We start from the raw sequence: 14123 nt of genomic DNA on the forward strand, positions 1-14123 counted from the left end.
GTCCTCTCGATGCCATTCGCACAATGGCATAATGCGTGCCGCCCCTGGATGTTCAAATGAACAAATGTAAATCATATGATTTGTTTTTTACCACTCGTTACATAGGGCCATGAAACGTTTTTTAAAAAAATGATGCGATGATCGTGCTATTTTTGCCATTATTTATTTTTTATTTGACTCATGTAACGAATTCTATGCGTAGTTGTAGACGATATAAGACGTAGTCCGTAGTGTGCATTTGTTTCATTGATGTTCATGTGGAGTGTGCGGATATGAGTCAACGTGCGTCGTTAGCTAAAGAGCCGGCTTATCTGTTAGAGGTGACCGGCCTGAAAAAAACGTTTGGTGATGTTGTCGCGCTGAAAAATGCGGAATTTTGCCTTAAGCGCGGTTCCATCCATGCGCTTTGCGGCTGTAACGGTGCCGGGAAGTCAACGTTTCTCAGTCTGTTGATGGGGTTTATCCGACCGGATGCAGGGGATATTTTCATTAACGGCGAGCGCTGTGATTTTTATTCACCGCGCCAGGCCTTGGCCGCCGGCATTACCATCGTGCAGCAGGAACTGAGCGGCGTGCAGGATTTGTCGGTGGCGGAAAATATTTATCTGGGCGCCGAGCCGAGGCGTTTCGGGGTGGTGGATTTCAAGCAGCTGAATCAACGGGCGCAGGCGCTGCTTGATGAGCTGGGTTTTGCCATTTCACCCAAAGCGAAGATGCGTAATCTCAGCGTGGCCGAACAGCAATTGGTGGAAATCGCCAAGGCGCTTTCCCATACCAACGCCGATATCATTATCATGGATGAGCCGACGTCCGCCCTGGGGGAAGAGGATGTGCAGAAACTCTTTCAGGCAATCCATCGGCTGGCTTCCCTGGGCAAAGGGATCATTTATGTTTCCCACCGGCTCTCTGAAATATTTCAGATTGCCGATAGCTATACGGTATTTCGCGACGGTAGCTATATTTGCGAAGGCCCCACGGATTCTATCAGCCGCGAGCATTTGATTGAACAAATTATCGGCGGGGAAATTGACGGCGAATTCGCCAAATACAATGAGCCCACCGATGAAGTGATATTTAAGGTCACCGACCTGAACTGGAAGGGGCGGGTTAATAATGTCAGCATGTCGTTAAGGCGTGGGGAAATCTTAGGTATCTATGGCTTGGTGGGTTCAGGGCGCAGTGAGCTGCTGAATTTGATTTTTGGCATTGAGCACGCCGAAAGCGGCAGTATACAAATCGGCGACAAGGTTCTTTTGCGCCATAATCCGGGAAAATCCATCCGCGCCGGCATGGCGTATGTCACTGAAGATCGCAAGGATACCGGGCTGGTGTTAAGCAGTTCGGTTTCCGAGAATATCAATATCTCTTCCCTGCGGGCCATCAGCCGACTGCGGTTTATTGACGAGGGCAAGCTGCGGCGCCGTGCCGATGCGATGATTCGCGCCTTTAATATCCGCACGCCGGGACAGCAGCAAAAGGTCATGAATCTCAGCGGCGGTAATCAGCAGAAAGTGGTATTAGGTCGCTGGGCATTATTGGACCCTGAAATATTATTGCTGGATGAGCCCACCCGCGGTATTGATGTCGGCGCAAAAAAAGAGATTTATCGTTATATGTCTGAATTTGCGCTCAAGGGAAAAGGCATAGTGATGGTGTCCTCTGAACTTTCTGAAATTATCGGCATGAGCGATAGAATACTTGTTTTCAATAAAGGAAAGGTTGTGGGTGAGCTGGCAAGAAGCGAAGCGACCCAGGCGAAATTAATGTCATTGGCAGTGTAATTTAATTCCTGATTCATATTTTTATAATTTTCTGAGAGAAAACAATATGAGCAGTTATTCATCCTCTACGCTACACCAGGCCCGTGGCGGAAAATTTAAAAAAGCAATGGTTCAATACGGGATTATTTTAGCCTTTATTGCCCTATGCGTTGTTATTGCCGTCGCCGGAGAATGGGCGGTGGCCACCGGACTCTGGACCGAGAACTATTTTCTGTCCCAAGAGAATACGCTGATTGTGTTACGTCAAATCTCCATCAACGGTATTTTAGCCATCGGCATGACGTTTGTCATTATTACCGCCGGCGTCGATCTTTCCGTTGGTTCGGTTCTGGGGCTGGCGGGTATAGTGGCGGCGCGTTTCGCCACCACCAGCAATTCAATGGCCATCGGCGGCAATGATTGGCCGCTGCTGATGCCCATTGCCGTTGCGGTGGGCATCGGCCTGGTCTGCGGTTTTCTCAACGGAATCGTGCTGAGCAAATACCGCCTGCAGCCCTTTATCGTCACCATGGGCATGCTCTCCGCCGCGCGGGGACTTACCCTTCTGACCACCGACGGCAACCCGGTTTCACAACTGCGTGACAATTTCCGCTGGCTGGGCAACGGCTACGTACTGGGTATTCCGGTACCGGTGCTGATCTTTGTCGTACTGTTCGCCATCGCCTGGTTTGTCCTGAACAAAATGACGTTCGGCCGTTATGTCTACGCCGTGGGCGGCAACGAAAAAAGCGCGCGCACCTCCGGTATCAACGTGCTGCGGGTCAAAGTCATCGTATATACCCTGTGCGGCGTTCTGGCGGCCATGGCGGGTATTATCCTGACGGCCCGCACCGGTTCCGCGCAGACCAGCGCGGGCGCCTCTTATGAACTGGACGCCATTGCGGCGGTGGTTATCGGCGGCACCAGCATGGTGGGGGGGATAGGCACCCTGCGGGGCACCCTGTTCGGCGTACTGATCATCGGCGTGATGAACAACGGACTTGATTTACTCGGGGTGCAATCCTATTACCAGCAAATTATCAAAGGCGCCCTGATTGTATTTGCCGTAATGCTCGATCCATCCCGTAAACAACAGCGTGACTAACGCAGGAATGACTTCCCCTGCAATTTAATACTAATCATAAGACAGCTGCCCTACAAAGGAGATAACATGAAAAAATTCAAAATAGGCTTGCTCGCGGCGACGCTGGCGTTGTCCTTTTCAGCCGCCGTCCAGGCCGCCCCTGTCAGAATTGCCGTGTTGATGTACGGCATGAAAGCCGAATTCGTACAATTAATGGAGAAATCCGGGCGGGAGCATCCCGCGGTTAAGCAGGGCGTGGCCACGCTGACGGTCTTTGACGGCGGCTATGATGCGCTGGTACAGAATAACCAGGCTGAAACGGCGATCCGGACCCGCTACGACGCCATCATCATCGACCCGGTGGATTTCGAGGCCAATGTCGATGTGGTGACCATGGCGAAAAAAGCCGGCATCCCGGTCATCGTCTCCAACTCCCGCCTGAATACCGATTTGGCGCCCGAAGTGGTTTCCGACGACGTCAAGGGCGGTTATCTGGAAGCGAAAGCGGTTTTGAATAAAATGCACTGCCAGGGCAATGTGGTCATTATCGAAGGCCCCATCGGCATATCCGGTCAGATACAGCGCGGTCAGGGTAACGACCAGGCCATTAAGGAGTGCGGCCCGGGCAAAATCACCGTCTTGGAAAGAAAGACCGCCAACTGGTCCCGTGCCGAAGCCATGCCGCTTATGGAAAACTGGCTGCAGAAACACCGCGGCAAAATCAACGGCGTTATTGGCCAGAACGACGAAATGGCGCTGGGAGCCATTGAGGCTATCAAGGGCGCGGGCCTGAATGTGAAGGACTTCGCCATTGCCGGGGTGGACGGCGTTTCCGATGCGCTGCGTCTGGTCAAAACCGGTGATATGATGTCAATCCTCCAGGACGGCAACGCGCAGATGCAGGGCGCCATCGATGTTGCCTTGCGCGCGGTCAAGGGCAAGGATTACAAACCCATGTCCGCCATCTGGGATCAATATAAAGACCAGGTAGCGTGGCAGGACGGCCAGGCAAAAATGTATGAAATCCCTTGGACCGTCGTGACGCCGCAAAACGCGGATAGCCTGCTGAAAATGCGGCAATAGCCGGCAGTCTGATTTTCGCACCGCAAACCGTGGGAAACCGGCAGTGACGGGATGGAGATGTCATGCCGGTTTTCTGTTGGCGGCGGGTTTATTTTGTTTCGTTCAGCAGCCACCAGACCGCTTCATAAGGACGCAGCGCACCGGAGTCCGGCGTCCGGTCAATGTCGCCGTAGTTGCTCAGCAGCAGCGACCATTTCGTCTTGCCGGCGAAGTAGTCCTCTTCCAGCCGCAGATCGTCCGCACCCAGATTGGCCATCACCAGCAGCGTCTGTTCCCCGCTGTGCCGCCGATAGCACCACAAGGCGGGGTGTTCCGGCGCCAGGTCCAGATAATCCCCCCAGGTGATAACCGGGTACCGCTTACGCAGGGCAATCAGCCGCTGATAGGTATGCAAGACCGAATTCCCGTCATTTAACGCACGTTCCACGTTGATTTCCCGGTAGTTCGCCGCCAGATCTATCCAGCTGTCGCCCTCGGTGAAGCCCGCGTTGCGTGAAGCGTCCCACTGCATCGGCGTACGGCCGTTGTCTCGCGATTTTTGCGCCAGGATTGCCAGCAGTGCTCCATCGGTCCTCCCCTGGACGCGCAGCTCAGAGAACATATTCAGACTTTCCAGGTCGCGATATTGCCCGATATCCTCAAAACAGGGGTTGGTCATGGCGATTTCTTCGCCCTGATAAATAAAGGGAGTGCCCTGCATGCCGTGCAGCACCATCGCCAGCATTTTGGCCGAGACCTCCCGCCGTTCGCCGTCGTTCCCCAGCCGCGAAACAATGCGCGGCTGATCGTGGTTACACCAAAACAGCGCATTCCAGGCCTGGCCATGCATGCCCTGTTGCCACTCTCTGAAAAGGCGTTTGAGCAGGATCAGATCGGGCTTTGCCCGGGTCCATTTGGCGCCCGCGGGATAATCCACCTTCAGGTGATGGAAATTGAAGGTCATGGACAGCTCTTTTCCGTCCAGACCGGCGTAGCGCCGGCAATGCTCAAGAGTGGTGGAGGACATTTCCCCCACGGTCATCAGTCCGCCGGGCGTAAACACCTCTTCGCTGAATTCCTGCAATAGCTGATGGATATTCGGACCGTCGGTATAAAAACGCCGGCCGTCCCCTTCATCGTCGTCCGGGAAGCCGGGGTGTTTGGAGACCAGATTAATCACATCCAGCCGCAGCCCCTCGACGCCTTTGTCCGCCCAAAACCGGCACACTTTTTTCAGTTCGGCCCGCAGGCGGGGGTTCTCCCAATTGAGATCCGCCTGCTCTACGGCAAAGGAGTGCAAATAGTATTGCCCGCTGGCGTCATGCAGCTGCCAGGCCGAACCGCCGAATTTCGAGCGCCAGTTATTGGGCGGTCCGCCGTTGACGCCGTCGCGCCAGATATAAAAATCGCGATAGGGACTCGCCGGATCTTCCGCCGCCTTGAACCAGGCATGCTCGGTGGATGTATGGTTGAATACCATGTCCATCACGATATGGATATGGCGCCGGCGCGCCTCGGCCACCAGCCGCTCGAAGTCGCCCAGGGTGCCGAACAGCGGATCGATGGCGCAGTAATCGGCAATATCATAGCCGTTGTCCACCTGGGGCGAGACATAGACCGGCGTGAGCCAGACAGCGTCGACCCCCAGCCACTGCAGATAATCCAGCCGCCTGATAATGCCCGGCAAATCGCCGATGCCATTGCCGGTGCTGTCCTGGAAGCTCTTGGGATAGATTTGATAGATGACGCCGTTTTGCCACCAGGGAGTGTCGATATTGTTCATGCCTATTATCCTTAATCCGCGGGACAATGGCGGACCCCGTTGCCGTGAGGTCCGTCAGGCCCGTGCGAAGTCAGTCCTATACCACCGGTAGGGTATTCACATGGGTCTTGTGCCGATAAATGGCCATGGTGAGCGCCAGCGGCACCACAATCACCACCATCATGGCGATGGAGTATATTTGCCAGTACTGCGGCTGGATTGACAGGATACCCGGCAGTCCGCCGACGCCGATGCCGTTGGCCATCACGCCGAACAGTCCGCAGATAAGCCCCCCGCAGGCCGATCCGATCATGGCGCACAGCATGGGGTAGCGGTATTTCAGGTTGATACCGTACATGGCCGGTTCCGTCACCCCGAGGAAGGCGGAGATGGCGGCCGGTACCGATATTTCCCGCTCATTGGTCTTGCGGCTGATAAGGATGATGCCGAGCACCGACGATCCCTGGGCGATATTGGACAGGGCGATAAGCGGCCAAACCGGCGTACCGCCGAGAGTCTGGATCATCTGCAGATCGATGGCCAGGGTGGTCTGATGGATGCCGGTAATCACCAGCGGCGCGTAGAGGAAACCGAACAGCGCCGCGCCGATGGGGGCAAAGCCGCCGGTCATGAGTCCCTTCACCGCCCAGGCGACGCCATCGCCAATCATCCGGCCGAACGGGCCGATAATCGCATGGGCCAGGAAAACCGCCAGCAAAAGCGACACCACCGGCACCACCACCAGATAGAGATAATCCGGCACAAGCCGTTTCAACCGGGTTTCGATAAACGCCAACGCCATGCCCGCCAACAGCGACGGCACCACCTGCGCCTGATAACCCACCTTCGCGATGCTGAACAGCCCGAAATTCCACACATCCGGCGTTTGCTGACCGAGCAGATAGGCATTCATCAGCTGCGGCGATACCAGGGTAACCCCCAGCACTATGCCCAAGGCGGGCGTTCCGCCCATTTTTTTAACCGTCGACCAGCAGATGCCCACCGGCAGATAAAAGAAGATCGCTTCGCCGATCAGCCAGAGAAAATCGTATATGGCTTGCCAGACCTGCGAGTTTTTAATCAGCGGCTGATGGCCGAACAGCGGTACGTCGCCGATAACGTTACGAAACCCCAGTATCAAACCGCCGCTTATCAGTACCGGCAGCAGAGGAAAGAATATTTCGGCAAAATGGGAAATGGCCAGCTCATGCCAGCTCATGTTCTGGCGCGCGGCGCGTTTGGCGCTCTCCTTGTCGCTGGCGTTAAGCTGCGCCGCGCTGATGAGCGCCTGGTACCAGTCGCCGACGTCGGTGCCGATCACTACCTGAAACTGACCGGCATTGGTAAAACAGCCTTTTACCATGGGCAGCAGCTCAATTTCTTTCGGTTGCGCCGCCTGCGGATTGTTTAATACGAAACGCAGGCGGGTAATACAGTGGCTGACGGCGGCAATGTTCTCTTTGCCGCCAACCAGCGTTATCAAACGGTCGATATCCTGTGGGTTTATTTTCTTCATTTCGGCGACCTTTATTGTTATGGAATCCCGAGGTATTGGTGAGCAACGGGAAAATAACGCTAATAGCCTTATTGATAAAGTGGGAACGTTCCCATTTTCGACTATGATCACATTAAATCTGCAGGGCAGGGGGCAAAGCCTGCCGAAACACGCCGGGAAGGCACCGGCGGGCCGCTATGGTGTTACACTAGGATAAGCAGCCCATTTTCGGATGATACTTGGCAGTTAATGAATGGAACCTCTACAGAACCGTCTCACCATCAAGGATATCGCCCGCCTGAGCGGCGTCGGTAAATCCACCGTTTCACGGGTGCTGAATAATGAAAGCAAGGTCAGCCGGCAAACCCGCGAGCGCGTGGAGGCGGTAATACGCGAATACGGTTTTGTGCCGTCAAAATCGGCGCAGGTGATGCGGGGACAAAGCGACAAAATTATCGGCATTATCGTCACCCGCCTCGACTCCCCCTCGGAGAACCAGGCGGTGCGGGCCATTTTGCCGCTGCTGTACGAACAGGGCTACGACTCCATTCTGATGGAAAGCCTGCTCAATCTCGACCGTTTGAAAGAACATTTGCGGGTACTCTTCCAGCGCAACGTCGACGGCGTGATCCTGTTTGGCTTCACCGGGTTGCAAAACGATATGCTCGCACAGTGGCAGGATAAAATGGTGGTGATGGTGCGGGAGTACGCCGGGCTCTCCTCGGTCCGCTATGACGATGCCGGCGCGGTCACCCTGTTGATGCAGCGCCTGCGGCGGCAGGGGCATCGCCATATCGGTTACATCGGCGTGAACGTCAGCGATGAGACCACCGGACGACTGCGCTACGAGGCCTATCTGCGGGCCTGCGGCGACATGCAAATCCCCCCGGCGGCGGCGCTGGGAGACCTGGGCTATCAAAGCGGCTTTCATTTGGCCGGCGAGGTTATCACCGCCGACACCACCGCGCTGATTTGCGCCACCGACACCATCGCCCTTGGGGCGATCAAATATCTGCAACAGCACCGCATCGCGCCGATGCAGATGTGCAGTATCGGCCATACGCCGCTGCTGAGCTTTTTATTCCCCGACACCCTGTCGGTGGATCTCGGCTATTCCAACGCCGGTAAAGCGGCGGCGCGCCAGTTGGTGAGCCTGCTCAACGGCGAGCCGGCGCAGGGCAATATCATCGTGCCCTGCATACTGGATTGACCGTCAACGCAATTAACCGGGTCAACGGATCAACCGCCTAAACCATGTTAATCGAGCTCATTGAAATGAATGGCTTGCCAGGATCGCGCAACGCAATTTCCGTTAATTCACCAGCGCATCTGTCTTAGGGCGGGCCGTTATCGCGCTGCCTATTCCCGCCGTCACCGACAGGGCAATGGCCAGTATCTGGATAAGCGTCAGGTTTTCCGCCAGCAGGAAAAAGGCCACGACAGCCGCCACCGCCGGCTCCATGCTCACCAGGATGCCGAAGGTCTTGTGGGGTAATCTTTTCAAGGCGGCCATTTCCAGCGTCATGGGCAACGAGCTTGAAATCACCGCCACCAGCAATCCCACCAGCAGCAGGTAAGGGTGGGAGATAATGGCGCCGGCATCCGTCATACCCACCGGGATCGTTACGGCGGAAGCAAATACCAGTCCGATGGCCACGGTTTGCCCGGAGTGGCGATGGCTTACTTTTTTACCGAAGACAATATAAAGCCCCCAGCCAAAGGCGGCGACCAGGGAATATATCACGCCGGTCAAATCCAGGCCGCTCTGGTTGCCCCGCAGGGGCAATATCATCAACATGCCGCCAACCGCCAGCACGATCCAGACAAAATCGGTTAATTTGCGCGAATAAAGCACCGTTACCGTCAGCGGACCGATAAATTCAATCGCTACCGCCAGGCCGAAGGGGATGGTCTTCAACGCGAGATAAAAGCACAGGTTCATCACTCCCAGCGTCATGCCGTACAGGGCGGTAAATGCCAGCTCCCGGCGGGTCATGGCCGCCTGCCAGGGCCGCCACAACACCAACAGGATAATGGCGGAAAATCCCGTCCGCAGCGCCGAAGTGCCGGCTGCGCCAATCAAGGGAAACAGAAACTCTTTCGCCAGCGACGTCCCGATACCCAATGAAACGATGGAGCCCAGCACCAGCAGAAAGGGGACAAGCCGGTGGGCGAGAGACGATGGCATGGGACTGATCCGTTAAGCATGGGGTTGGGGTGACTTTTTAGCATAAAAAGAGGGGATAATGGAAAGGAAAAAGCAGGGGCAGTGGTTATAGGGGTTCATCCCGGCAGAGAATGATGGACCAGAGCTGGTGGCGTCGCAGGCGAATAGGTTGTTACCCTGGGTCAACAGGATAAACCGGCGCCGGATTTGTGGCGGCCCAGCAGATCATCTGTTCCCCGCGAACTCGAGGATAAAGCGTTTTTGGCTCGTAGCCGACATAGATTTTGCCCCTGTTCCCCGCGAATGCGGGGATAAACTTATCCAAGGGCCAGAGGGGGTAGAAAGGTAGGCGATTACAACGCTGCCAATGTATGCAAATTCTCTGGATTATGCGCAATCATTTTAATAAGCAAGACAGCTTGGGCATTTGGTTTTGCTCTGCCTTGTTCCCAATTCTGATAGGTCGTGGTACCGGTGCGTAGATATTGAGCGAAAACTGACTGGGACAAATGAAGCTTATCGCGGATTGCCTTCAGCTCATCGGGGCTCATCGAAGTATGTTTATTGATCGCGACACGATGGGATTTGAGGGTTATTTTGCCGGCGTTCATATCGCTCCACGCCTGCATCCCCTCGATAAGCTCATTAAAAATATCGCGCTTACTCATAGTGTTGCCTCTCGTTTCAGTTTTTCCAGCATCTCCCGCAAGGTTTCTCGCTGCGGCTTGCTAAGATCATCCAATTCATCCTTGTCATAAAGTGTGAAAAGTAAAAAATGGCTTTTCTCTATCCACCAATAATATATCATCCTGATGCCGCCACGTTTTCCCTTGCCGCGCCGAACATCGCCAAAACGCACCTTTCGCAAACCCCCCGTGTGCTGAATAACCACGCCGCATTGTGGATTATTGAGCAGCATTTGCTGAAAAGACCGATACTCATCATCAGCAAGATAAGTTTTGCGCAGCCGTTCGAATGGCGGCAGCTCAATAAAAACAGCATCCATGTGAAAATTGCTCCTAAGCTGAAGATAGAATATCCCTAACTTGGGGATAGTTCAATGTCAACGATAGCATAATCTGAAAAAGCCTTACCCTAACATAGTCGTGGCAGCTCAAACTTTGCTCAGGTGGCATCGTGGCGACATCCCTGGCGCTGAAAATATTTTTTATCACAAATTATTTATTTGTTAATCAAGTAGCGTATATTGATTTTAAGACGCCCGACATTATTTTCAATGTTTAGCATATTCTATTCTTTATAGTATTCACTAGCGACATGACAGCGCTAAGCGTCATTGAAAATACAAAGGCAAAACCAGCTTAAATAATATACTCAACAATAAAAAATTAAGTAGTGTTCAATATACTATTGATTACTTACTATTATGACAATTGTTAAGTATTAGTTATTTTGTTTTCAGTGATATTCGTTATCAGGTGTAAATAAAAATGATTAACAATTCAACACCAGATTATCTTTGTTATTGGGGAAAAGCGCGCAAAAAGGATCAAATCGGGGATGAACCGTATCATCTGCTTGCTTATCATTGCCTGGATGTAGCGGCCTGTGGCAATCTCATGGTGCAAAACCATCTTTTCGGGAGTAAGGCCATGTTGGCGTCATGTTCCTCGCGAATGTGGTGATATTTGATTAGAAGACTATTGGTATCGACAGCATTGGTTGGTATGGTAGCAATACCGGTATGTATGATAAGTTGCTGTTAAGCACTTGTGAAAAGTACCGGTGAAAAGGGGTAAATTGCTAACCGGCAGAATGCACAGCGCCGCGTGTCAGGCAAGACCGTAATAATAGATATCAGGATTGGTTATGTCTTCTTCTGCTTCCGCCAGCGCGGATTCGCTGTTGCACCATCGCTCTTTTGTCGCTTTCTGGCTGGCCCGTACCGGTTCCAGCTTTGGTTTTCAGATGCTGTCCATCGTGGTGAGCTGGCAAATATACGCCACCACCGGCCGCGCATTGGATCTGGGGCTGATAGGTATGGCGCAGTTCCTGCCTTCGGTGGCCCTGGCATTGCCCGCCGGCCATATGGCGGACCAGTACGATCGCCGCCGTATCGTGTTGTTCGGCCAAGTCGTCGAGTGGCTCGCCGTGATCATGCTGGCGGCGTTAACCCTGCTGCACTTTGTGGATGAAATCATTATCCTGGGGCTGGTGTTTCTTATGTCGGTGGCCAAGGCCATCGAGGCGCCGGCCCTTCAGTCAATGGTGCCGGCGCTGGTGCCGCCGTCCATGTTGGCGCGCGCCACCGCCGCGACCTCTGTCTCCAGCGAGGCCGCGATGATAGCCGGTCCCGCGCTGGGCGGCCTGCTGTATGTGGCGGGGGCCGGTATGGTCTATCTGGTAACCGGTCTGCTTTATCTGGTGTCGATGGTGATGGTGGGCCTGCTGCGCTATGAACAGTCGCCGCCGCGCCGCGAGCCGGCCAGCTTTTCTACCCTGTTCGCCGGCGTGCGTTTTATCCGCGCCCGCCCCGATGTGCTGGGGGTGATTTCGCTGGATCTGTTTGCCGTGCTGCTGGGGGGCGCCACGGCGCTGATGCCGATCTTCGCCAAGGACATATTGCATACCGGCCCCTGGGGCCTGGGTTTGCTGCGGGGCGCGCCGGCGGTAGGGGCGCTGCTGATGGGTTTCTGGCTGAGCCGCCGTTCCCTGGAGCATCGCGTGGGCATGATTATGTTCGGCGCGGTGGCGGGTTTCGGCATTGCCACCCTGGTGTTTGCGTTATCCACGGTGCTTTGGCTGTCGCTGGTGGCATTGTTCGCCCTCGGCGCGTTTGACATGATAAGCATGGTGATTCGCGGCGCGCTGGTACAGCTGGATACTCCCGACGAGATGCGCGGTCGCGTTAACGCCGTTAATTCAATATTTGTCAATACCTCCAACCAGCTCGGCGAATTCGAATCGGGCATGCTGGCGGCGTGGCTGGGGGCGGTGCCGGCGGCGGCGCTGGGGGGGATCGGCACCCTGCTGGTGGTGGGACTGTGGATGGCCTGGTTCCCCAATCTGCGGCGCCGCCAGCGGCTGGATAACGAGGCGGGCTTTAAAGAGGGCGCGGCGGATACGCTCTAATCCATTGATTATCCAGAATTGCCGGCGGCGGTAGCGGGGCGCAACCCGCTATCGCCGCGCTTCTCTGCGTTGAGTGTTGTCCGTTAAGAAGCTAATCGCTGGGTCTCCACAGAATATTTAACAGTAAAAGAGTGTGATATAAATTAAACGGGAGAAGAATAACCAATCCTGATAATTATTCTTTTCAAATACCGCATGGGTTTCAGTTTATTGTCATAAATCAATTGTGGCTGCCAATATAAAGAAACAAAAGGTCGTATTTCATAGAATTGTGAAATTCCATGAAAATTTATTCTCTATGCTGTTCGCTCCAGATGGCATTTATATTCTGGCTCGTTGTCCATTTCCTTTGGCTCTTTTGTCGAGGACGATCACCCAGTACTCAGATATGCTCTACAGTATGAAAACCTCGGAAGGAGAGGGATATGTCTATTGCCTCATCGAGCACCAGTCCAGCGCGGTCGAGATGATGGCGTTTCTCCTGCTGCGCTACAGCATGGCAGCCAGGGGGGTGATAAATATTTTAGGTACTTTTTTTACACTTTTGCGAGTATTTTAAGGACAAATAATTCGCAAGATTGAAAAAGGCACAGATATGTTAGTCCCTATAAAAGGTCACGGAAAAGAATTTGAAGCTTATCGGACCCTATTTATTTATGAATATGAAATGGATTTGGTACGGAATCACAAGCTCAGCGACTATGACGCCCATGAAAAAGCGGTCAATATCATCGATTCTTCATTTTTGGCTGAGGCCGGAAAAAATAACAATGTCTTATACCGTATCGTAAAAAGCCTTGAGGGTGCCCAGCATAACGTGGGATATATCTGGATTTTGTCTTCTGCGAAGGATAATACCGCATTCATCATGGATTTCTATATCTTGCCAGAGTATCGAAAGCAAAGGCTGGGGACCGAGGCCTTGACGGAACTCTTCTATCAGCTGGCGCAAAACGGTAATACCGCCATTACGTTACGCGTAGATCCGGATAATCTGGCGGCGCGTAATCTCTATAAAAAAGTGGGTTTTGCCGTTACCGGTATCAATAAGGCGAGAAAACTAAACAGCGCTGCCTTCTAGTTCGTTTTTTCACGTTCTGAATTTTGCTACCTGCGGCATTCGCCCTGGCCCGCCCCCTTTCCCTCCGACGTTGGAACGGTACGGGCGTGCCCCGCATGCCGTCGAACTCGCTTTCCCCGCTGCCAAAGACCGGCGCCCGCCGGCACAGCCATCTGGGCAAAATCAATCCCGAGTCCTTTGAACGAGCCTCATCGTGAGGACAGGATCTGTCCACGGTTTGGGGGGCAGTTCAGTTGCGATCGGGAAAAGCGTCGCCGCGTGATATAAGGCCGCTTTTTATCGGCAAAAATCGGCTACATTCTCTGGGTATAACCATATAAGAAGAAGGGTTTTTACGCTCTGCCGCCGTATCTGAAAAGCCGTTGCCCGGATGCACGTCCCGGCGGCGCTGTCTCTTTCAGCGGCGGGGAGAGGGACATGAAAGCGTCTGCCGGTCTTCCCTTGGGGTTATAACCCGCGGGGGATAGAGGGGAAACGGGACATTAGTTTCGTATGATGTATTAAGGTCTTGTGAGTGTAGCCGGTAGCCTAAACGTATTTAATGTAACGCAGAGATACGATATCAAAACGTGATGTTTTATAAAGGCGCCGCCGCAGGTTAGCACGGCTTAATATATTA

General features: G+C 53.8%; 12 protein-coding genes and 1 pseudogene. 8 read left to right on the top strand and 5 right to left on the bottom strand.

Features of this window, described 5'->3' with window-relative positions:
* The first annotated feature begins 272 nt into the window (after window positions 1-272).
* The 3 genes from ACL2XJ_RS18015 to ACL2XJ_RS18025 all read left to right on the top strand — a co-directional run bounded on the left by ACL2XJ_RS18015 (window position 273) and on the right by ACL2XJ_RS18025 (window position 3927).
* Complete coding sequence (locus tag ACL2XJ_RS18015; RefSeq protein ID WP_132922271.1) at window positions 273-1781, top strand: sugar ABC transporter ATP-binding protein; 1509 nt, start codon at window positions 273-275, stop codon at window positions 1779-1781.
* Between the two features lie 46 nt (window positions 1782-1827).
* Window positions 1828-2865 (top strand): ABC transporter permease, encoded by a 1038-nt coding sequence (locus ACL2XJ_RS18020; protein WP_132922270.1) that lies wholly within the window; start codon window positions 1828-1830, stop codon window positions 2863-2865.
* 66 nt (window positions 2866-2931) lie between these two features.
* Window positions 2932-3927, top strand: coding sequence for a substrate-binding domain-containing protein (locus ACL2XJ_RS18025; RefSeq protein WP_132922269.1), 996 nt, complete (start codon window positions 2932-2934; stop codon window positions 3925-3927).
* A gap of 88 nt (window positions 3928-4015) precedes the next feature.
* On the opposite strand, the gene treC is transcribed toward ACL2XJ_RS18025, so the two are convergent.
* Window positions 4016-5689 (bottom strand): alpha,alpha-phosphotrehalase, encoded by a 1674-nt coding sequence (gene treC, locus ACL2XJ_RS18030; protein WP_413724005.1) that lies wholly within the window; start codon window positions 5687-5689, stop codon window positions 4016-4018.
* A gap of 76 nt (window positions 5690-5765) precedes the next feature.
* Window positions 5766-7184: a PTS trehalose transporter subunit IIBC gene (treB, locus tag ACL2XJ_RS18035; protein WP_132922267.1), complete on the bottom strand. Its 1419-nt coding sequence runs from the start codon at window positions 7182-7184 to the stop codon at window positions 5766-5768.
* A gap of 232 nt (window positions 7185-7416) precedes the next feature.
* On the opposite strand from treB, the gene treR reads away from it, so the two are divergent.
* Window positions 7417-8373 carry a trehalose operon repressor TreR gene (gene treR / locus ACL2XJ_RS18040; protein ID WP_413724006.1) on the top strand — a complete coding sequence of 319 codons (957 nt, stop codon included), beginning with the start codon at window positions 7417-7419 and terminating at the stop codon, window positions 8371-8373.
* Between the two features lie 102 nt (window positions 8374-8475).
* On the opposite strand, the gene ACL2XJ_RS18045 is transcribed toward treR, so the two are convergent.
* The 3 genes from ACL2XJ_RS18045 to ACL2XJ_RS18055 all read right to left on the bottom strand — a co-directional run bounded on the left by ACL2XJ_RS18045 (window position 8476) and on the right by ACL2XJ_RS18055 (window position 10336).
* The gene (locus ACL2XJ_RS18045) at window positions 8476-9351 is read right to left on the bottom strand and encodes an EamA family transporter (RefSeq protein WP_413724007.1); all 876 of its coding nucleotides are present in this window, start codon (window positions 9349-9351) and stop codon (window positions 8476-8478) included.
* 332 nt (window positions 9352-9683) lie between these two features.
* On the bottom strand, window positions 9684-9998 hold the full coding sequence (locus tag ACL2XJ_RS18050) for a helix-turn-helix domain-containing protein (RefSeq protein ID WP_203521959.1): 315 nt from the start codon (window positions 9996-9998) through the stop codon (window positions 9684-9686).
* Window positions 9995-10336: a toxin gene (locus tag ACL2XJ_RS18055; RefSeq protein WP_203521958.1), complete on the bottom strand. Its 342-nt coding sequence runs from the start codon at window positions 10334-10336 to the stop codon at window positions 9995-9997. Before ACL2XJ_RS18055 ends, ACL2XJ_RS18050 begins: the two co-directional genes overlap by 4 nt.
* A gap of 445 nt (window positions 10337-10781) precedes the next feature.
* Here ACL2XJ_RS18055 and ACL2XJ_RS18060 point away from each other — a divergent pair, with 445 nt between their 5' ends.
* From ACL2XJ_RS18060 to ACL2XJ_RS18075, 4 genes and pseudogenes are all read left to right on the top strand, one after another.
* Window positions 10782-10976 (top strand): HD domain-containing protein, encoded by a 195-nt coding sequence (locus ACL2XJ_RS18060; RefSeq protein WP_413724008.1) that lies wholly within the window; start codon window positions 10782-10784, stop codon window positions 10974-10976.
* A gap of 184 nt (window positions 10977-11160) precedes the next feature.
* Window positions 11161-12423 (top strand): MFS transporter, encoded by a 1263-nt coding sequence (locus ACL2XJ_RS18065; protein WP_132922259.1) that lies wholly within the window; start codon window positions 11161-11163, stop codon window positions 12421-12423.
* A 345-nt stretch (window positions 12424-12768) separates the two neighbouring features.
* Window positions 12769-12928 (top strand): annotated as a pseudogene (locus ACL2XJ_RS18070) (Rpn family recombination-promoting nuclease/putative transposase); the annotation flags it as partial.
* A 90-nt stretch (window positions 12929-13018) separates the two neighbouring features.
* Window positions 13019-13504: a GNAT family N-acetyltransferase gene (locus ACL2XJ_RS18075; RefSeq protein WP_413724009.1), complete on the top strand. Its 486-nt coding sequence runs from the start codon at window positions 13019-13021 to the stop codon at window positions 13502-13504.
* Window positions 13505-14123 lie beyond the last annotated feature (619 nt).

This window comes from Sodalis sp. RH16 (genome assembly GCF_047324245.1).
GTDB classification, from domain to species: Bacteria; Pseudomonadota; Gammaproteobacteria; order Enterobacterales; family Enterobacteriaceae; genus Acerihabitans; species Acerihabitans ligni.